The organism is Polaromonas sp. P1_G2 (assembly GCF_056405515.1).
Genome location: NZ_JBFUBY010001660.1, coordinates 1 through 371, shown reverse-complemented (window position 1 = coordinate 371; position 371 = coordinate 1). Strand labels below are relative to the sequence as shown.

The 371-nt window shown below is 64.4% G+C and carries 1 protein-coding gene; it reads right to left on the bottom strand.

Annotated features, from left to right (window positions below):
* The coding region (locus tag AC1D0P_RS32015) for an AAA family ATPase (RefSeq protein WP_477680402.1) at window positions 1-371 on the bottom strand (371 nt) is incomplete at both ends.

Genomic DNA, 371 nt, shown 5'->3' with positions numbered 1-371 from the left:
GGGCCACACTGACCGCTTCGGCCGTGCTCATCACCGAGCTCAATTTCTCCATACCGCCCTCGATCGACAGGCCGTCGCGCAATTCGCGGAAGCAGGTCACCAAGACTTCCAGCACGTCGTCATCCGGCACCGAGGGCACGCCGGAGCGGGCGAGCAGCTTGCCGGCCTCGCGTTTGACCAGATCGAGCTCCTCCTGCGGGTCGCGGATCGGGAAGACGGTCTCGAAATTGAACCGCCGCTTCAGCGCCGCCGACATTTCATTGACGCCGCGGTCGCGGGTGTTGGCCGTGGCGATGATGTTGAAGCCTTCGCGGGCAAACACCATTCCATCCTCGCCCGACAATTCGGGCACAGCGAGCACCCGGTCTGAC